The sequence below is a fragment of the Staphylococcus saccharolyticus genome, assembly GCF_900458815.1.
Taxonomy (GTDB): domain Bacteria; phylum Bacillota; class Bacilli; order Staphylococcales; family Staphylococcaceae; genus Staphylococcus; species Staphylococcus saccharolyticus.
Window position 1 is genome coordinate 1,774,846 of the sequence record NZ_UHDZ01000001.1, and the last position, 20,776, is coordinate 1,795,621.

Genomic DNA, 20,776 nt, shown 5'->3' on the forward strand with positions numbered 1-20,776 from the left:
AAAAACAAGGCCTTATCAGCGCCTTGCTTAAAAACAATCGATTTATTCTTCTGAGTCTGTGAAATATCTACGAACTTGAGATGTTACATTATGACTCATAATAATTTTACCGTAGTCATTTAAATATATTTCTGTCTTATCTGTTGGGGAGGCAAATTCTAATAATTGACTATAGCTATCGTTAATTTCCTCTTGAGAAACAGAATCATCAAAATGGATTGAGTAATAATATTGATTATCAATCATGTATAATAAATCTTCAAATTCAGTTGTATTTTGATTATTGCGATGTGCATAATTAATAACACTTTCTAAATCTTCAAATTTTACAATGATATTTCTAACATTAGAAGGTTTACGTGTGCGTTGTCTATCATTGTTGTTGCTATTTTTCTTTTGTTGATTACGTTGTTCAAATAAATCATCTAAACTTTCTTCTCCATCTAATGTTTGAGCTAATAACTCATTCACTTGATCATCAAATTGATTATTAGTATCATCATCTGACATGTTCATCGCGTCATCATTTTTAGATTTAGAGATAGTAACTTCCACACCTTTTTCGAAAGCATGTACTTGAATCCATAAAGGACCTTCAACAACAAAATCTTCTTCTTCATTGATTTCATCCATCATTGACCAAAAGAACTCTTCACCGCGTTTACGGTTACTCCATAAATCTTCACGACTAAAACCACGTTCTTCTATGTCGCCATAGGTTATATACAATTTAACTGTTGTATCATCAACACGTTCTATTCTCATATCATCTCACTCCTTACAGTCGATGAATAGTAACCATATTGTATTAGAACGGAATATAAATTACAATCTATTTGTTTGATTAATTTTAACTATTTTCTTTAGGATTTCCATATTAACATATTCCCTAATTTGACGCCAAGAAAACTCTTTCTCTACAAAGTCATTTGACACAAAAAACAACACTATTAAAGACAATAGTGTTGTTAGTATCTTTTAGTAAAGTTATCAATGACATAGTTATTAGTCAACTAAACGTTGCGCTTCTTGTAATTGGAACGTACGTACTTTTCTTGGTAAGAAACGTCTGATTTCATCCTCGTTATATCCAACTTGTAAACGTTTGTCATCTAAAATAATTGGACGACGTAATAAGCCTGGATTATCTTGAATAATTGAATATAAATCTTGAAGTGGTAATGAATCAATATCTACATTCAATTTTTGATATGTTTTAGATCGAGTTGAAATAATTTCATCTGTTCCATCTTCAGTCATTTTTAAAATTTGTTTAATTTCATCAATTGTTAAATGTTCAGAAAAAATGTTACGCTCCGTATATGGAATGTCATGTTCTTGTAACCATGCTTTCGCTTTACGGCAAGATGTGCAACTTGGTGAAGTAAATAATGTTACCATACATCTCACTCTCCTATAGAATGAATTAAATTCATTATTTTTTAAATTAGTTATTGATTAAAGAAATTGAATTTTTTGGCTTTCTTAATCTTACACTTATTATTATAAATACCTAAGATTAAAATTAAATGAGAAAATCCTCATAATTCTGAGAAATCTTAAAATAGGTAAAATATGTACCTACCTTATAGTGTATACCCATTTAACTATTATTCTAACACAACTTACAATTTAACGAAATACTGTTATAATGTTACCTAAACAATACTAATTAGAAAGTAGGCATCTCATATGGAAACTTTATTTTCAGGAATTCAACCGAGTGGTATCCCTACAATTGGTAACTATATCGGTGCTTTAAAACAATTCGTAGATGTTCAAAATGACTATGAATGTTATTTCTGTATCGTTGACCAGCATGCAATTACGGTTCCACAAGATCGATTGAAATTACGTAAACAAATTCGGCAACTAGCAGCAATTTATTTAGCTTCAGGAATTGATTCAGATAAATCAACTCTCTTTATTCAATCTGAAGTTCCTGCACACGTGCAAGCTGGTTGGATGCTTACAACAATTGCTTCTATAGGCGAGCTTGAACGTATGACACAATTTAAAGATAAAGCTCAAAAGCGTGTAGATGTCGTACCTGCAGGACTTTTAACATATCCACCTTTAATGGCTGCAGATATTGTTATTTATAATACCAATATTGTTCCAGTTGGCGATGACCAAAAACAACATATGGAGCTTACACGTAATCTTGTAGATCGATTTAATAGTAGATACAACTATGTTTTAGTCAAACCAGAAATTCGTATGCCAAAAATAGGTGGACGTGTAATGAGTTTACAAGACCCTACTAAGAAGATGAGTAAGAGTGATGATAATCAAAAGAATTTTATTTCACTATTAGATGAGCCTAACGTAGCAGCTAAGAAAATTAAAAGTGCGGTTACTGACTCCGACGGTGCCATTAAATTCGACCGTGAAAATAAACCAGGTATTTCTAATCTGTTGTCCATATACTCAGGGTTAACTGATGAACCTATTAAAGATATCGAAACAAAATATGAAGGTGAAGGATATGGTAAGTTTAAAGGAGATTTAGCTGAAATTGTTAAAGATTTCTTGATTAACTTCCAAGAAAAATATGAGAGGTTTTATAACTCTGAAGAACTGGATGATATCTTAGATAAAGGTAAAGAAAAAGCGCATAAAGCTTCATTTAAAACATTGAAAAAAATGGAAAAAGCAATGGGCTTAGGTCGAAAAAGATAAAAAAGGAGCCAAAATTTTGTCTCCCTTTTTATTTTCTACCTTTAGGATTAAACACATCTTTTAGTCCTTCACCTACAAAATTAATACTTAATATCGTTAATGTAATCATTATTGCTGGTGGCATCCAAATCCATGGTTTTCCACTTAATACATCACCTTCTTGAGCATAACTAAGCATATTTCCTCATGAGGGGATAAACTTACTAATACCGAAACCTAAAAAACTCAACCCAGATTCAACGACGATCATTCCAGCAAATGTTAATGTTGCTTGTACTATCACGACACTTAGTATAGTGGATAGTAAGTGTTTTAATATAATTTTATATGTAGGTGTTCCTATTGATTGAGCGGCTAAAAAGTATTCATTTTCTTTTTTTATAATACCTTTCCTCTCACCAGTCTAGCAATACCTCCCCAGCTCAATATTATAATTACGAATACTAAAATAATCGCAGAGCCATATGGATTTTTGATTTTATCTCCTAATGCAGCATTTAATACTATTGCAAAAATAAGGAAAGGAAATAACATTACAAATTCTGTTACTCTCATTAATAACGTATCTATAATCTCTCCAAAGTAACCTGAAATCACTCCAATTGAAATATCAATTAAAAGCATACCAATTGTTGAAGTGAAACCTATAGCTAATGAAATTCTACCGGCATATAAAAGTCTACTAAAATTGTCCCTTCCACCGGCGTCTGTATCTAAAAGGTTTTCAACTGACATATCTCCTTTAATATTGAGTAAGTCTTGTTTATTAATAGGTAAAGGTGCTATGAATGGGGCCTATAATTGAAATAATTGCAACTAATAATAGAAAAGATAGAGAAATCATAGCTATTTTATTACGGTAAAACTTTTTCATTGAAATAACAAATGGTGAATAGGATTTTTTCTTCATATGAGATACCTCCTCCTCAATTACTGCGTATCCTTGGATCCACAAAACCATATGTAATATCTGAAATTAAATTGCCTAATAATCCTAGAAATGAGAAAAATAGGGTCATAGCCATCATCACGGGATAATCTTGCCCAGTTACTGATTCTAAAAATAATTTACCTATACTGTTATAACGGCACCACCTAAAATACTTATCTGCACCTAAAAAAGTTATTATTGGAATTAATGACTTTCTTAAAATATGTTTTAAATATATTTTATTTGTAGAAAAACCTTTCGACTGTGCTGTTAACACGTAATCTTCCTGAGAATTTTCAATAATGTCATTACGTAAATATTGGATATATCCTGCAGTTGATAATACTCCCAATGTTGTTGCTGGCAAAATAGTGTGATAGAGCTTATTGATATAGTAATCAAGCGTCCCCTCTTTTATATTGATATCTACAGAACCTTGAAATGGAAATAAATTCAATTGAAACGCAAAGAAAAATATTGCAAAAACACCTGCAATAAATGAAGGTATTGCTAACATCACATAGTTAAACACTTGAATTGAATAGTCACTAATAGTATAAGAATACCTTCCAGAAATAACACCCAATGTAAAAGAAATCATATAAGTTATGATCAAACTTACAGTTCCTAACAAAATAGTATTTGGCAATCTTTCTTTCACAAGATCCATTACTGGTCTCTTGTATTTTATTGACTCTCCAAAATCTCCATATACAATATTATTCGCCCATCTAATATATTGCTTAGGGATTGAATCGTTAAGTCCTAATCTTTTAAGTATTAATTTAATCATTAGCAGCACTCCCTAATTTTTGTGAATAAAAACAAGCAACTTGATGACCTTTATGAAGCTCTACTAATTTTGGTTTTTCTATTTTACATTTTTCCTGAACTAACGGGCATCTGGTTTGGAATGGGCATCCCTTAGGTGGATGACTCGCCGAAGGTAATTCTCCCTGAAGTATAACTCTATCTTTTTTCTCTTGATTAAATTGTGGTATTGAAGAAATTAATGCTTGCGTATATGGATGTAACGGTTCATCATAAATTTCTTTATGCGAGGCTATCTCAACCATATTTCCTAAATACATCACACCTATTACATCACTAATATGTTTTACAACACTTAAATCATGTGCAATAAATAACTTAATTTAAATTCATCTTGTAAATCCTTTAAAATATTTAATACTTGTGATTGTACAGATACATCTAATGCACTAACGTAACGGGTTCGTCAGCAACTATAAGTTTTGCTCTTAAAGCCAAAGCTCTTGCTATTCCAATACGTTGCCTTTGACCACCAGAAAATTCATGAGCGTACTTATAATAAGCATCTTCATTTAATCCGACACAGCTTAATAGATGCATAACTTCACTTTTCAATTCGCACTTTGTTATTTTTCTATAATTAAGTAATGGTTCTGCAATGATGTTCCCTACCATTTGCATAGGATTTAATGAAGCATATGGATCCTGAAATATCATTTGAAAATTTTGACGTGCTTCTCTTAATTTTTTCCTTTTATATGTGTAATATTCTCTCCACATATTTTGATTTCTCCACAAGTTACGTTTTCTAATCTCACAATTGTTTTCCCAATCGTTGATTTTCCACAACCAGATTCACCTACTAAACCAAATGTCTGTCCTTCTTCAATAGAAAATGTGACATCATCTACAGTTTTAACATATTGACGCTTTTGAAATAATCCTGTTTTCAATTCATAATACTTTTTAACTTTTTTAACTTCTAATACGTTATTCATGATGTTTTTCCCCACTTTGGCTTTGATATAAATGGCATCGCACGAGTGACTGATCGATATTCCTTATATTTGGACAAGTTGTATTGCAAATTCCTATTTTTTCCGTACATCTATTAGCAAATCTACATTTATTTAATTGGAATTCAGTAATCGATGGCACTATACCTTCAATAGTATCTAATCTATCACGTTCATCTTCTAATGTAGGAATGCTTTTCAATAATTTTTTCGTGTAAGGGTGCTTAGGTTTTTTAAGTATTTCATCTAATTTTCCGTATTCAACCATTTGACCTGCATACATTACCATGACTTTATCGCAAAACTCAGAAACTACACTCAGATCATGTGTAACTAAAATAATAGACATTTCTGTGTCCTTCTGAATTGTTTTTAATAGTTCTAAAATTTGAGCTTGAATAGTTACATCTAATACCGTCGTAAGTTCATCAGCAATAAGTAATTTTGGTGAACATTGCCATAGCTATCATGACACGTTGTCTCATCCCACCGGAAAGTTGATGCGGGGTAACTATTTAATACTTCCTCTTGCCTAGAGATACCAACTTTTAACAGTAATTCTTTAGCCTTAATATATGCATCTTTTTTAGATTTTTTCTTATGAACTAATATGCTTTCAATAAGTTGATTTTTTATTTTAAATACTGAGTTCAAGGCAGTCATAGGTTCTTGGAAAATCATTCCAATATCTTTCCCTCTGATTTCCAAATATTCTTTTTCACTACACTGATCTATTCTTTTTCTTTCAAAAATAACTTCTCCATGAGTAATTTTAGAAATTTTATTTGGTAGCAACTTGATAATAGATTTATTTAATATCGATTTACCACAACCAGACTCACCAACTACCCCTAAAACTTCACCTTTTTCTAATTTAAAACTCACATTATCGACTGTTGGATACCACTGCTTATCTATCAAAAGTGATGTTTCAAGTTCTTTAACTTCTAAAAGATGATGATTCATTTTATTCCTCCTTAAAAATAAACCTCGACATCAGTTGAGATTCATCAAAAGTTAATCAATCTTAGTTAATTGATATAAATCTTTATCATTTCCGATTTCAATATCGTAGTTGTGAATTTTATCATTAACTATGCTAATTGACTTCATTTGTAACATTGGTAACGCAGGTAACTCTTCGTTTATATATTTTTGCCATTGTACATATAAATCCTTACGTTTTTTCTCATCTTTTCCAAATTTATCAAAATCTAAGGCATCATCTAGTAATTTATCTGATTTTGGTAAAACTGTACGCATTTCATTCATCGGTCTATCATTATGATATAAATCTGATGGATCTGGATCAATTCCACCTGCCCAAGATCTGAAGTAAACTTCTATATCTTTAGATGCGTTTGCTAAATCGTCGTTATATTTTCCAAATTCAACTAATTTAACTTTTGTTTTAAGTCCTACTTTTTCCCAAAAATCTTTTATTGCAGCCGTACGTGGTTCAAATGTTGGGTTCGAACCAGCGTAATGTTTGAGGTTAATAACAAATGGTTTTCCTTTTGGATCTTCTCTAAAGCCATCGCCATCTTTATCCTTATAGCCTATTTTATCTAGAATTTTTTTAGCTTTTTCTGGATTATATTTATAATCATTTAAATCTTTAGCGTCAGCTGCTATCCATTCAGTGGATAGCACATACGAATTAATTTCACTTCCGTAACCATTAAAGTATGCATTAATCCATTTTTTCTATCGATAGCATACATGAGCGCTTGTCTTAATTCTTTATTTTCATATTTTGGACGAACTTTGCCAGTTTTATTTTTCGCTTTATCATAATCGTGAGAGACAAATCCGATCACTGCATACTCAAGACTCGGAGTTGATAAAACTTTAATATTTTCTTTAGATTTTTTAGCTTCTTTAGCCATAGGTGCTGTTGCATCATTTACTAAGTCAATATCACCTTTTTCAAGTGCTTTAATCATTTGAGGTTGATCGATAACTTTTAATTCAATTTTTTCTAATGATGGTTTAACTTGCCAATAGTCATTAAAGCGTTCTAATTGAATAGCTTCACCTTGAACAATTTTCTTCACTTTATATGGTCCAATACCAATTGGATGTTTACGAATTTTATCTGATTTTGCTAAATCTTTAACCAGTACGTCACTTAAATATTTTTTACTTAATAAAGGTCCTGAAATAAAACCAGTTAAATAATTCACTTTCTTTTTATCAAATGTAACTTCCATAGTATATTTATCTTTCTTCTTAATACCACTCAAATGATCTGCATCACCATTATGCATCTCTTTTGCACCTTTGATATTTTCAATTGAAGGGATAATAGCTTCCTGAATAATCTTTATTAGCTAAAACTTCTAAAGTATAAATCCAGTCATCAATAGTTAACTCATTACCATCGTGCCATTTAATACCTTTTTTAATTTTGAACTCAATTTTCTTTCCTAGATCAATGTCCTTCCAAGATGCAATAAATGCTTTAGATTTAACTTTTTTATCTACTTTGATTAAACCTTCATTAAAATAACCTTCTACTGTAGCGTCTGAATGTTCAGAACTTAAAAATAGAAGAATATACACCTGATGGTGCAGCTGGCATACCAACTTTAAGGATACCACCTTTGTGATTAAAAGTATCTGTTTCACTTGCATCTTTAATATCTACATCTTGTTTCCCTTTTCCACAACCACTAAGAAGTACTAATATAATTACTAAAAGTAAAGTTAAATACTTAAAACATTTTTTCATTAATTATCCTCCTGTTAATTCTTAGTTGCTTTTATCAGTTTACTATTAAAAATTTTTATTACAAGTTAGTTTTTAGAATATTCCGTCATTATATATTTTATATTTCTATATTAATTATTAAAGTAAAAAATAATTACAATTCATACAATCAAAAACATAAAAATACTCCAAATCCTTTAACAAGAATTTGAAGTATTATCTTCATTAATTTATTTCTTTTTCTTACTTATTTCTCTAGCTATTGACTTATCAAAATGTATGTTTGAGTTTAGAATTTATTTCAAACTTAAGATAATCCAATCCTCAAACTTATAGATTAATTATGTGAGCTTTAAATTTTTTGTTAAATTGGCAAAACAGACGACTAATATAATAAAAAATTGCATAATTTTATCTATAATATAAAAGTTAATGGTAAGTAAAAATTTAATCACCAACCGTTAAATATTATATATTCAGAAACTAATTTCGTTTTATTTAGTCTTCGAATTTTTTTAGAATTAAAACTGCGTTATGACCACCAAAACCTAGACTATTACTCATTGCGTAAGTAATATCTAAATCTTCTGCTTTATTTGGCACAAAGTCTAAATCACATTCTGGGTCTGAAGTTTCAGCATGAATCGTTGGTGCGATTTTAGAATCTTTAATAGATAAAGCAGAGAAGATAGCTTCTATACCACCTGTAGCACCTAACAAATGTCCAGTCATAGACTTAGTAGAACTTACTTTTAGAGATTTTGTGGCATCGCCAAATGTATTTTTGATTGCTTGAACCTCAAATAAATCACCAACTGGTGTGCTTGTACCATGGGCATTAAGATATTGAACATCTTTCGCATCAATACCAGCATCATCTAAAGCAGCTTGCATTGCTCTAAAACCACCTTCGCCCTCTGGAGCTGGTGCAGTAATGTGATGTGCATCTCCCGAAGAACCGTAGCCAACCACTTCAGCATAAATTTCAGCACCACGTGCTTTAGCAGATTCTAAAGATTCAAGCACTACTATACCTGCACCTTCTCCCATGACAAAACCATCACGGCCTTCTTGGAATGGACGACAAGCTGTTTTTACATTATCATTTGTAGATAGTGCACGACTAGCACTGAATCCAGCAATTGCCATGTGTGTAATAGGCGCTTCTGTACCGCCTGTAATCATGGCATCAGCATCACCACGTTGTATAATTTTAAACGCTTCACCAATAGAGTTAGTACCTGTAGCACACGCTGTTACAGTTGAACCATTAGGACCTTTAGCTCCTAAATCAATTGACACTTGTCCAGTAGCCATGTCAGGAATTAACATAGGCACGAAGAATGGACTTACACGACGTGGTCCTCTTTCTACAAGAGTCGTATGTGCAGTTTCAAACGTTTCCATTCCCCCAATACCAGAGCCAATCCATACACCAATACGATCAGCAGTATTTTCATTAATGTCTAATTTAGCATCGTTAACCGCTTCTCTTGCAGCTACAACTGCGTATTGAGTAAACCGATCCATGCGACGTGCTTCTTTTCTATCAATATAATCTTCAATATTGAAATCTTTTAATTCACCAGCAAGGTGTACATTGTAAGGTTCAGTATCAATTCTCGTAATTTTATCAATACCATTAACTCCTTTTAATGCATTTTCCCATGTCGTTTTAGCATCGTTACCGATTGGAGATAAGGCTCCGATACCCGTTATAACAACTCTATTATTTTCATTCATACGTTATCCTCCTATTTTCCCCATTTAATAACGATTGCGCCCCAAGTTAGGCCTCCACCGAACCCAACTAAGACTAAAGTATCGTCATTTTTAATTTTTCCATTTTGTAATTCTTGATTAATACTTAATGGTATAGAAGCTGCTGAGGTATTACCATATTTATCTACAGAAACACTCATCTTTTCTCTTTCTATACCTAATCTCTCTCTTGCAGATTCCATAATTCGAATATTTGCTTGATGTGGAATAAATAAGTCAATGTCATCTGAAGTTAAACCGGCTTTATCTACCACACGAGTTGAAGCATCACCCATAATTCTAACAGCGAATTTGAATACTTCTCTACCATTCATTTTTAATTTTCCAGTTTCTTTATCTAGATATAAATATTTTCCACCACTACCGTCAGAACCCATTTCATAGCTAATGATACCACGACCTTCAGAAACTTCACCCATGACTACTGCACCAGCACCATCGCCGAACAACACAGCAGTTGAACGATCTTTTAAATCGGTAATTTTAGATAATTTGTCAGCACCCACAACTAAAATATGTTTATAGTCACCTGATTGAATATATTGTTTCGCAGTAATCATTGAGTACATGAAACCAGAACATGCTGCTAATTGATCCATAGTCGGAACTTTGCCAGTTCCTAATCTTTCTTGTAAAGTATTAGCTACACTTGGGAATGGCATATCTCCAGTTGCTGTAGCTACAATAATCATATCTATATCTTCAGGTTTAATTCCTGCATCTTCAATGGCTTTTAAACTTGCGTTATACGCTAAGTCAGATGTGTCTTGATCCTCATCCGCCCAATGTCTTTCTTTGATACCAGTCATTTTAGAAATCCATTCATTTGATGTTTCTAAAAATTGCTCAAAATAGGCATTATCTACAATATTCTTCGGAGCATAAGCTCCGAAACCTTTAATACCCACGTTCATGGTCGTACACCTTCTTAAAATAAATTTTTAATACCAGGTATTAATTTAACATATTCATATTTTTAAACTCAAGCAGAGATACTTTTTACGCCGGTAAATTTTTCTTAAGATTATTTTAACAAATTTTAATCTCATCTTCTTTAATGAACAAATATGAATAATCATTTATATATTGATTTATACTATACAAATGATTCTATATCACTTAAAATAGAGGTAACGAATAAACAAGTGGAGGTTATTACAATGAGATACCTCATGACATTTATATGGGCAGTTTTATTGCTCGAAATGGTCAACTTCGTATTGAATAGCTTGAATAGCGGACCAGCTCTAAATGTAATTAACCCTATTATCATAGCTGTTATCTTTACAATTATTGTAGCTATTTTAGATCCAATACTTAAACCAAACAAAGGCTTAAACCAATACGAATCGTAATTTATTAAATAATTAAGCGTGTTAACCACTATTTTTAGTTAACACGCTTATTTTTTCATCTTCATAGGCGAAGACACTTTCCCTGAATTTTCCAGTTAATTATCATGATATTCACTAATTATACAACTATATATTTGATTAAATAGTTTTTAATGTGATTGATAAACAGAGTATTCCCCTATGCGTTTGACTACTTATATGTAAAAAACTCAAGAGAGTGATACTATTATCACTCTCTTGAGTTGTTATAAATTTATATTAGTCCATAGTTCTTTCAACTTTAAAATCTAAGTCTCTATTATCATTTAAATCAACTTTAATTATAGTACCTTCTGGCAAGCTTTCTTTTATCATCATACGAGCAAGTGGCGTTTCAATTTGACGTTGTACAAAACGTTTTAGTGGTCTAGCGCCAAATTGTGGTTCATATGCTTCTTCACCTAACCATTTTTTAGCTTCATCAGATACTTCAATTGAAATGTGTTGCTCCAATAATCTGATGTTTAATTGAGTTAAGATTTTATCTACAATCATACTCATATCATTGATTGATAATGGTTTAAATAACACAATATCATCCATACGATTTAAAATTTCTGGTTTAAAGAATGCGTGAAGACTATCCATGACGGCTTTTTCTATACTTTCACTGATTTCTCCAGCATCTTTAACATTTTCAAGTAAAACTTGTGAACCGATATTACTTGTCATAATGATGATAGTATTTTTAAAGTCCACACTACGTCCTTTGGAATCAGTTAATCGACCTTCATCCAAGATTTGAAGTAACACATTGAATACATCGCTATGTGCTTTTTCAACTTCATCTAATAAGATAACTGAATATGGATTACGTCTCACTGCTTCAGTTAATTGACCACCCTCATCATGTCCAACATAGCCAGGAGGTGCACCAATTAAACGGGATACAGCGTGTTTTTCCATATATTCACTCATATCGATTCGAATCATGTGTTTTTCAGAATCAAATAATGACGATGCTAAAGATTTAGCTAGTTCAGTTTTACCTACACCTGTAGGACCTAAGAATAGGAAACTACCAATTGGTCTATTAGGATCTTTAATTCCAGCACGTGCTCTGACTACTGCATCAGACACTAAATCTACAGCTTGGTCTTGACCAACAACACGTTGATGAAGAATATCACTTAAACTTAATAATTTTTCTCTTTCTGTTTCAACAAGTTTAGAAACTGGAATACCTGTCCATTGACTAACGATATCTCCTATTTCTTCATCAGAAACGACCTCACGAATCATTCTTTCACTATCTTCGCCTGTCTCATCTTGATATGCTTCTTCGAATTCTTTCAATTCTTTCTCTAATTGAGGAATTGTACCATATTGTAACTCGGCTGCTTTTTCAAGATTGCCTTTCATTTGAGCATCTTCAAGTGCTTGTCGACTACGATCTAATTCAGCACGTTTTTCTTGTACTTTCGCAATTTTTTCTTTTTCTTGTTCTACACGAGATTGTAGTGAAGCTTGTTTTTCTTTCTCATTAGAAAGTTCTTCTTGTAATTCTTCTAAACGATGTTTACTAGCATTATCAGATTCATTTTTTAATGCACTCTCTTCAATTTCTAATTGCATTACGCGACGATTGACTTGGTCTAACTCAGTTGGGTTTGAACCCATTTCTGTGCGGATAGTGGCACAAGCTTGGTCAACCAAATCAATTGCTTTGTCTGGCAAGAATCTATCAGTAATATATCTATCTGATAATTCAGCTGCTGCAACGAGTGCGCGGTCCTGAATACGTACACCATGATATACTTCATAACGTTCTTTCAAGCCACGTAAAATTGAAATTGTATCCTCAACATCTGGTTCGCTTACTCCAACTTTTTGAAAACGACGCTCTAATGCTGAATCCTTTTCGATATATTCACGGTATTCATTTAAAGTTGTTGCGCCAATGCAATGTAATTCACCACGTGCTAGCATTGGTTTTAACATATTACCTGCATCCATTGCACCATCAGTTTTACCTGCACCAACTAACATATGAATTTCATCAATAAATAAAATAATGCGTCCTTCAGATTCTTTAACTTCTTTTAATACAGCTTTTAAACGTTCTTCGAATTCACCTCTATATTTTGCCCCCGCAACTAATGCACTTAAATCAAGTTCAAAAATAGTTTTATCTATTAATGATTCAGGCACATCTTTGCGTACAATACGTTGTGCTAATCCTTCAACAATAGCCGTTTTACCTACACCAGGTTCACCAATTAAGACAGGATTATTTTTAGTTTTACGGCTTAAGATACGAATAGTGTTACGGATTTCTTCATCTCTGCCAATAACAGGGTCCATTTTACCTTGACGAACTTCTTCTACTAAGTCACGGCCATATTTTTCTAAAGCTTCATAATTAACTTCTGGATTTTGTGATGTCACGTGATTTTCCCCTCTTACTTTAGTTATAATTTCTTTTATTACTTCAGATTTATTACCTATATATTTCTGAGTTGTTTCATCACTATCCACTGCAGCTCTAAGCAAATGTTCCATAGAGATGAACTCGTCCTCATAGTCTTTCATATAGCTTTTTGCTTTGTTCAATAATTCATTCGTTTTAGGACTTATAAATTGTCCATATTGTACATTATCACCTTGTACCTTAGGATAATTGTTTAATTTATTGTCGTATGCTTTTACGAGTTGATTAATATCAATATTTGCTCTTTCTAAAATACTTTTAAATAAACTATCATTTTCTTCAATTGATGCTTTTAATAAAGCTTCACTTTCAATATTTTGCAATTCGCATTCTTTACTGACCTCAACAGCTTTTTGTAAAGCATCTTGAACAGCATATGTCATTTGATTGATATCCAAATTACTTCACCTCTATCATTGAGAGTAGATCAAAAGTTCGTCAATTTGACTTTGACTTTCTTTGACCTTAATTTTATTATATTACCTATCACTTTTATATTCAACTATTAAGCCTTAGTTCTTTAAATGTATTAATTCTTCTTCATATTTTTTAATATTTCGTCTGTAAGTGCTTCTACACCTGAATTTTCAAGATGAATACCATCAGGTGCAAAATATTCTGTATGTCCTTCTGAACGACTATACCAGTCAACAAGTGTGACATTTTTCTTATCTTTTGCTGCTTGAGCCATCAATTTATTAACATGACCTTCATAAGATCTTGTTACTCTGGTATTGACGAGATATACCTGTGCCTTACCAAATTTATCGATTAAGTTATCTAATTGTTCTTTCGTAAAATCACCATTTGTACCCAATTCCAAAACAACTTGGTCTGATGATTTATTGTAATGTTTATAGTTACTGTCAACTAAAGGAAGTGCTTGATAAAGATTTCTTCCTACTTTACCATCAATGTTAGCTTTAGGAACTCTAGATTTAAATTGCTCTCCAATATCAACCATCACGGAATCCCCGATTAACAGTGGCTTAATATTCGTATAAACATCATCTTTATCCTTACCTTCTTTAGTTTTACCATCACCAGTTAATGTAATGTTATCTATAGGTATCATGTGAATTAGATATTGGTCAGATTCATTCGTATTAAAGGATTGTTCTTTATTTGAAATATTATCTTTACCTAATTTATCAAAAGCTCCTGCTAATATTAGAATAAGCGGTAATGCTAAAAGAATCGTTACCATTGTTCTAATAAATTGAGGTTTAAATCGCTTTTTAATAGTAAACGCCTTAATACCTCGTTTTCTAAATGGCGTTTCAACATATTTATAAGATAATTCTGCTAATACTACTGTTAAGATGATATCTACTACATAGACATAAACAGGTATCTGACCGTCAATAAAATAACTATGGATAAAGCTTATTACCGCAAAATGCCATAAATACAAACTATATGATCGTTTACCGATATATACGAACAGTGGATTTCCTAGTACTTTTGAAACTAATGTAGTTGGGTGAACAACACTCGCTATAATCAATAATGACATAGCCGAAATAATATAGAATCCACTATTATAAATCCAATCATCCTCATCACCAACAATAAAGAACAATAAAATTAAAAATGCTATGCCAATAATTCCAGCTGTATCAATGACAGCTTTTAATGTCTTAGGTGGCTGTGCTTTTAGTTTAAATGGTGGCCATATAAATGCTAAAAGAACTCCCAATAATAATGTCTGAAGTCTTGTATCGGTTCCAAAATAAACTCGTGAATGATTTATATGTAGTTGTGAAATGATAACCATTAACAAGAGTGAAATTAATGAAATAATCCAAAATATAATCGCTACATTTCTCTTTTTCTTTAAAGTCAATAAGAGCGTAATAAGTATAGCTGGGAAGAATAAGTAAAACTGTTCTTCAATAGCTAGTGACCATAAATGCTTTAAAGGCATAAAAGAAAATTGTTCAAAATAGTTAACATCTTTGGCTATATACCACCAATTAGACACATAAAATATTGATGCTATAATATCATGTTTAACTTTTACAATATTATCTGGTTGAAAAATGAGTGTAGCTAAACCAACGATAATAAGCAAAGCTAAAACAGCTGGTAGTAACCTTTTAATTCGTCGTAACCAAAAATCTTTAAGATTAATAACTCCCGTTTCTTCATACTCTTTTAACAAAAGACTTGTAATTAAAAATCCTGATATAACAAAGAAAGTATCTACGCCTAAAAAACCGCCGGTAAGCCATTTTTTATTTAAATGATAAATAATAATCCCAAGAACTGCAATCGCTCGCAAGCCATCAAGCCCAGGCATGTAGCGCATTTTACCACGACGATGACCTTTCTTTAATTCTTTTTCCATTTAACATTCTTCCCTATTAATAACAAATTTCGTTAGACTAGTAACTATTACTCCAACAATTATTCATTATAGATACACACATTTGTCTTAATTTATTATCATTAAATTTTTCTTGCTGTCTCTAAATAGCTTATGCCAAAATTACCCTATTTTTCTTAATTACTTTTTAAATAATTTGCACTAATTAATCATTAATTGTGAGAATTATCATTCCCATAAAAAATAGCAAGCTTTATTTATTATAATATATTTGTAACATCAATTCAATTTATATAGCAATTAGAATTTATTAAAAAATTCTTAACTACGATTAAAAAAGAAGCTACAACAAATATTTAAATTTAATTTATTACGTATAAAAAAAGAATAGCCTCACACTTTTATTTAAAAATGTGCACTACTCTTTTTTATCAATCTTATAAACTTAGCCAACACCTAATGCAATTTTTGCATAGCGTGACATCATATCTTTATTCCAAGGTGGATTCCACACGATATTCACTTCTGTTTCTGAAATCTCAGGAATTTCAGCTAACACACCTTTGATTTGATCAATGATTTGTGGTCCTAAAGGACACCCCATAGACGTTAATGTCATTTCAACTGTACATAATCCTTCATCATCAACATCAACTTTATATACTAAACCTAAATTAACAATATCAATCCCTAATTCAGGGTCTATTACCATTTCAAGAGCTCCTAAGATACTATCTTTTAACGCTTCTTCCATCAGTATCACCTCTCTAAAATTTCTTTACACTAATATATCAAATATCCGACAAAACGCCAATAAAATGCTATGATACTGATACATGATTATTATTCACACAAGGAGACATCTATGCAACCTTATTTAATTTGTTTAGATTTAGATGGAACATTATTAAATGACAATAAAGAAATCTCATCTTATACCAAACAAGTATTAACAGAATTACAACAGCGCGGACATTATATCATGATAGCAACAGGCAGACCTTATAGAGCTAGCCAAATTTACTATCATGAATTAAATATGGATACACCTGTAGTTAATTTCAATGGTGCATTTGTCCATCATCCTAAAGCAAAAGATTTTGAAACCATTCATGAAGTATTGGATATAGAAATCTCTAAAAATATTATTTCTGCATTACAACGATCTCATGTAACTAATATTATTGCAGAAGTAAAAGATTATGTCTTTATCAATAACCATGATCCCCGTCTTTTTGAGGGTTTTTCAATGGGTAATCCGCGAATACAAACGGGTAATTTACTTGATCATCTTAAAGAGGCACCTACCTCACTACTCGTAGAAGCTGATGAGGAAAATATCCCTAAAATTAAAGAAATGTTAACACACTTCTATGCTGAAAACATAGAGCATCGTCGTTGGGGAGCACCATTCCCAGTTATTGAAATCGTCAAGCGCGGTATTAATAAAGCACGCGGTATCAAGCACGCTATGGAATATTTAAACATTGATGACAAACATATTATTGCTTTTGGTGATGAAGATAATGATATTGAGATGATTAAATTCGCCACTTATGGTATCGCTATGGACAATGGTTTAAAAGAATTAAAAGATATAGCTGATCACACTACATATAATAATAATAACGATGGTATAGGTCGTTATTTAAACGATTTTTTCGACTTAAAAATACGTTATTACTAAATTATGAACGGAATGACCTTGAAATGCCATCCTTTTTTAATATAGAGAATATAAATAAAAAAGGAGTAACTTTATGAGAAAAATTGTAATTGTTGGTGCAGTTGCAGGAGGTGCAACTTGTGCAAGTCAAATTCGTCGTTTAGATAAAAAGAGTGAAATAGTAGTTTTTGAAAAAGATAGAGATATGAGTTTTGTCAACTATGCCTTACCTTATTACCTTGGAAATAAAGTAAATCATCGTCGTAAAGTATTAGCTTATACCCCAGTGGAGTTTGATGCCAAAAAGTACATTTCAGTTAAAACATAGCATGAAGTCATAGCAATTAATTATAAAAAAATACAATTACTGTCTTAAATCGTCATACTAATGAAACTTTTGAAGAATCTTATGACACACTTATCCTCAGTCCAGGAGCAGGTACGAATCATTTAGGATTCGATAGTCCAATAACATTTACTTTAAGAAATCTTGAAGATACTGATGCCATTGAAAAGTATATTAATGAAAAGCAAGCAACCCGTGCACTTGTGGTAGGCGCAGGTTATATTTCATTAGAAGTTCTTGAAAATTTATATGACCGTGGTTTAGACGTTACATTAATTCATCGTTCTAAACAAATCAATAAACTCATGGACCAAGATATAAATCAACCTATTATTGATGAGTTAGAAAAAAGAGGCATTACTTATAGATTAAATGAAGAAATCAGTCAAATTGATGGACACCAAATTACCTTTACTTCAGGTAAAATAGAGACATATGATCTTATCATCGAAGGTATTGGCACACACCCAAATTCAAATTTCATTCAATCTTCAAATATAAAATTAGATGACCGTGGTTTTATACCAGTCAATGATGCTTTCCAAACAAACATTCCTAATATTTATGCCTTAGGTGATATCATTACATCCCATTATCGACATGTTGATTTGCCAGCTCAAGTTCCACTTGCATGGGGTGCACACGCTGGTTATTACCCAGGAAATTCACCTATTCATTTAAGAGTTTACTATGAAAAAGAATCGCGTAAACTTTTACGTGCAGCTGCTGTCGGACAGCAAGGCATAGATAAAAGGATAGATATTTTATCTATGGCAATGATGAATCATATGACAGTTGATGAGTTAACAGAGTTCGAAGTTGCTTATGCCCTCCATACAGCCCCCTAAAGATTTAATTAATATGATTTGGGTGTAAAGCAAAATTATAATATCATCGCCTTATAAAGATGGCTATTGTTATCTTTAATAAGGCGATGTATTGTTCTTCATTAATGGTGATTAAATTTTTATTCATATTTTTAAACTAAAAAGTGTAAAACTCATCATTTTCAGTCTAAATATTGTCTAAAAATCTATCCTAGTCCGAACATTTTCGAAATTGGACCCCATGGTAAAATAATGTCTATTGCCATAGTAATAACAATTAAGACAATTGTAATCCAAAAGAATTTGTGACTTAGATCTTTTTTCTTTCTTCTGACAATAGATATTTCCATTAATCAGATAACCGCTAAACCACATAACATTTTTAGCGTTAATAACATATGATTACCATCACCATGAGAAGTAGCCATAAACTCTTCAATTAATTCCCAAAAACCAGAAATTAGAGTTAATAACATGAATAATCTTAATGCTATATGTAAAGGTTTATAATAAGGTGATGCACCTTGTGTCTTGGAATAATTCATATAAGTTGCGATAAACAAAATAATTGCCAATACCCAACTTAAAATATGGACATGTAGCATACTTGTCCCCCATATATATTTTTCTAGTTTATCATAACTTATATTATCGTATTTGATGTTACGTGAGCATTTATTTTCATTAGAACTTTCAACATCTTTGAATACGTGTAGCAAAAATACACCCCACTAAGTTAGATTTTTAGTCCAACTTCTGGGGTGCACATCACTTCGTAGGTGCATTTTTATTTTGTTAGTAGTAGTAGTCATTACATACTTTGAATATTTCGAATTTAACCTGACTTGTTGCTATTCTTCTGAAATATAAGTCGTTAATGTTCCAATATTATCAATTGTTACTTTAACTTCATCACCTGGTTGTAAAAATTGTGGTGGTTGTAATCCTGCCCCTACGCCACCAGGTGTGCCTGTAGCAATAATATCACCAGGATGTAATGCTACATACTTAGAAATTTTTTCGATAAGTTCATCAATTTTTAAAATCATTTCACCAGTATTGCCATCTTGACGAATATCATTATTTACTTTAGTCACAATATTTACATTCTCTGGCGTGGGTAGTTCATCTTTCGTAACAATATAAGGACCCATTGGACATGCTCCAGTTAAACTTTTAGATAAGAAAGCCTGGTCATGAGAGCTTTGAGCTGTACGATCTGTAATGTCGTTAATAATTGTATAACCGTATATATAATCTAATGCTAAACCTTTAGGGATTTTCTCTCCCGATTTACCAATTACAATACCCAATTCCCCTTCGTAATCTAACTGATCAGTGATATCTTTATGATTAGGAATTGTTGATTCATCTCCGGTTAAAGATGACGCCGCTTTAGTAAATACATATAAACTATCAACTTCATGATTTAATTCGCTAGCATGGTCTTTGTAGTTACGTCCAAATGCAATTACATTGTTAAGTGGAGTTACAGGTGGTAAAAATTCGATATCTTTAAATGAAAATTTGAAATTTTCTTCTCTACCACTATCTTCAGCTGCAACAACTGCTTTACGTACTTGTTCTTGAAAATCTAATGTTTGGTTTTGTTGTAAACCTTCTAGTAATGTTTTAGGATTAAAATCTTCTTCACCAAACTCTGCAAAAACCATTGGCAAATCCCAAACAGCATCTTCACGTTTTACTTTCACACCATATGAAGTTCTGTCATTGTGTTTGAATGATAGAAATTTCATTCATAATCAACTCCTCATCTATATCTTATTACATATTATAACTACATCTATGTTCAAATAACAAATATATAAGTAAGAAAATTAAGAAATTTCGTAATTAAAATTTGAGTGCATTATCTTAAAAATTACCA

General features: G+C 31.7%; 14 protein-coding genes and 6 pseudogenes. 4 read left to right on the forward strand and 16 right to left on the reverse strand.

The features are described 5' to 3' along the window. Positions 1-42: 42 nt before the first annotated feature. Entirely contained in the window at positions 43-765 is a 723-nt protein-coding gene (gene mecA, locus DYE57_RS08665; protein ID WP_115313688.1) for an adaptor protein MecA, read from the reverse strand. A 240-nt stretch (positions 766-1,005) separates the two neighbouring features. After that, positions 1,006-1,401, reverse strand: a complete 396-nt coding sequence (gene spxA, locus DYE57_RS08670; RefSeq protein ID WP_001829294.1) for a transcriptional regulator SpxA — start codon at positions 1,399-1,401, stop codon at positions 1,006-1,008. Positions 1,402-1,692: 291 nt separating this feature from the next. Between spxA and trpS the strand changes: the two genes are divergently transcribed. Continuing rightward, positions 1,693-2,682, forward strand: coding sequence for a tryptophan--tRNA ligase (trpS, locus tag DYE57_RS08675; RefSeq protein WP_115313689.1), 990 nt, complete (start codon positions 1,693-1,695; stop codon positions 2,680-2,682). A 28-nt stretch (positions 2,683-2,710) separates the two neighbouring features. Here the strand turns inward: trpS and DYE57_RS12725 are convergent, their stop codons facing one another. The 9 genes and pseudogenes from DYE57_RS12725 to DYE57_RS08715 all read right to left on the reverse strand — a co-directional run bounded on the left by DYE57_RS12725 (position 2,711) and on the right by DYE57_RS08715 (position 10,809). Next, complete coding sequence (locus DYE57_RS12725) at positions 2,711-2,860, reverse strand: hypothetical protein (protein WP_338014861.1); 150 nt, start codon at positions 2,858-2,860, stop codon at positions 2,711-2,713. Between the two features lie 200 nt (positions 2,861-3,060). Continuing rightward, positions 3,061-3,417, reverse strand: a complete 357-nt coding sequence (locus DYE57_RS12730; protein WP_338014862.1) for an ABC transporter permease subunit — start codon at positions 3,415-3,417, stop codon at positions 3,061-3,063. A gap of 31 nt (positions 3,418-3,448) precedes the next feature. Next, on the reverse strand, positions 3,449-3,592 hold the full coding sequence (locus tag DYE57_RS12735) for a hypothetical protein (RefSeq protein ID WP_165417905.1): 144 nt from the start codon (positions 3,590-3,592) through the stop codon (positions 3,449-3,451). A gap of 16 nt (positions 3,593-3,608) precedes the next feature. Further along, positions 3,609-4,388: pseudogene (locus DYE57_RS08690) on the reverse strand (ABC transporter permease); the annotation flags it as partial. 10 nt (positions 4,389-4,398) lie between these two features. Further along, positions 4,399-5,382, reverse strand: a pseudogene (locus tag DYE57_RS08695) (ABC transporter ATP-binding protein). After that, a pseudogene (locus DYE57_RS12885) lies at positions 5,375-6,366 on the reverse strand (ABC transporter ATP-binding protein). Before DYE57_RS12885 ends, DYE57_RS08695 begins: the two co-directional pseudogenes overlap by 8 nt. A 51-nt stretch (positions 6,367-6,417) precedes the next feature. Continuing rightward, positions 6,418-8,134: pseudogene (gene opp4A / locus DYE57_RS08705) on the reverse strand (oligopeptide ABC transporter substrate-binding protein). A 477-nt stretch (positions 8,135-8,611) separates the two neighbouring features. Then, positions 8,612-9,856: a beta-ketoacyl-ACP synthase II gene (gene fabF / locus DYE57_RS08710; protein ID WP_115313691.1), complete on the reverse strand. Its 1,245-nt coding sequence runs from the start codon at positions 9,854-9,856 to the stop codon at positions 8,612-8,614. Positions 9,857-9,867: 11 nt separating this feature from the next. Then, positions 9,868-10,809 (reverse strand): beta-ketoacyl-ACP synthase III, encoded by a 942-nt coding sequence (locus DYE57_RS08715; RefSeq protein WP_115313692.1) that lies wholly within the window; start codon positions 10,807-10,809, stop codon positions 9,868-9,870. Between the two features lie 246 nt (positions 10,810-11,055). On the opposite strand from DYE57_RS08715, the gene DYE57_RS08720 reads away from it, so the two are divergent. Further along, positions 11,056-11,250 carry a DUF2929 family protein gene (locus DYE57_RS08720; protein WP_115313693.1) on the forward strand — a complete coding sequence of 65 codons (195 nt, stop codon included), beginning with the start codon at positions 11,056-11,058 and terminating at the stop codon, positions 11,248-11,250. 258 nt (positions 11,251-11,508) lie between these two features. On the opposite strand, the gene clpB is transcribed toward DYE57_RS08720, so the two are convergent. The 3 genes from clpB to DYE57_RS08735 form a co-directional block, all read right to left on the reverse strand. Further along, on the reverse strand, positions 11,509-14,118 hold the full coding sequence (gene clpB / locus DYE57_RS08725) for an ATP-dependent chaperone ClpB (RefSeq protein WP_115313694.1): 2,610 nt from the start codon (positions 14,116-14,118) through the stop codon (positions 11,509-11,511). Between the two features lie 131 nt (positions 14,119-14,249). Next, entirely contained in the window at positions 14,250-16,070 is a 1,821-nt protein-coding gene (locus tag DYE57_RS08730; RefSeq protein ID WP_115313695.1) for an acyltransferase family protein, read from the reverse strand. Between the two features lie 424 nt (positions 16,071-16,494). Further along, positions 16,495-16,803 carry a metal-sulfur cluster assembly factor gene (locus tag DYE57_RS08735; RefSeq protein WP_115313696.1) on the reverse strand — a complete coding sequence of 103 codons (309 nt, stop codon included), beginning with the start codon at positions 16,801-16,803 and terminating at the stop codon, positions 16,495-16,497. 111 nt (positions 16,804-16,914) lie between these two features. Between DYE57_RS08735 and DYE57_RS08740 the strand changes: the two genes are divergently transcribed. Together DYE57_RS08740 and DYE57_RS08745 are read left to right on the forward strand one after the other, a co-directional pair. Beyond that, positions 16,915-17,736 carry a Cof-type HAD-IIB family hydrolase gene (locus DYE57_RS08740; RefSeq protein WP_115313697.1) on the forward strand — a complete coding sequence of 274 codons (822 nt, stop codon included), beginning with the start codon at positions 16,915-16,917 and terminating at the stop codon, positions 17,734-17,736. A gap of 73 nt (positions 17,737-17,809) precedes the next feature. Continuing rightward, a pseudogene (locus DYE57_RS08745) lies at positions 17,810-18,937 on the forward strand (CoA-disulfide reductase). Between the two features lie 157 nt (positions 18,938-19,094). Here DYE57_RS08745 and DYE57_RS08750 read toward each other — a convergent pair. Both DYE57_RS08750 and DYE57_RS08755 read right to left on the reverse strand, forming a co-directional pair. After that, positions 19,095-19,493 (reverse strand): annotated as a pseudogene (locus DYE57_RS08750) (YisL family protein). Between the two features lie 246 nt (positions 19,494-19,739). Then, on the reverse strand, positions 19,740-20,645 hold the full coding sequence (locus DYE57_RS08755) for a fumarylacetoacetate hydrolase family protein (protein WP_115313698.1): 906 nt from the start codon (positions 20,643-20,645) through the stop codon (positions 19,740-19,742). Positions 20,646-20,776: the final 131 nt, after the last annotated feature.